The sequence below is a fragment of the Halomicronema sp. CCY15110 genome (genome assembly GCF_016888165.1).
GTDB lineage: Bacteria > Cyanobacteriota > Cyanobacteriia > Phormidesmidales > Phormidesmidaceae > Halomicronema.
The window spans coordinates 1-230 of record NZ_JACSWC010000064.1; the positions used below are offsets into that span (position 1 = coordinate 1).

Genomic DNA, 230 nt, shown 5'->3' on the forward strand with positions numbered 1-230 from the left:
ACCCTGGCCATTGAAGTAGACAGCGGCCTGGAGAGCACCGAGCAGATTCGCCAGATCCCAATTCGCACCCAGGACGGGCAGTTTACGCGCCTGGGCGACATTGCCCAGGTGCGTCGGGGGGTGCGCGACCCGCTGATTAACCTGGCGCTGGTGGGGGGCAAGCCCGCGGTGGTGGTGGGGGCGATGATGCAGTCGGGGCAGCGCATTGACCAGTGGGGGGCCAGCGCCCA

General features: G+C 67.8%; 1 protein-coding gene. It reads left to right on the forward strand.

Annotation, left to right across the window (positions count from 1 at the left end):
- On the forward strand, window positions 1-230 hold a 230-nt coding region (locus JUK32_RS00660; protein WP_204136938.1), incomplete at both ends, for an efflux RND transporter permease subunit.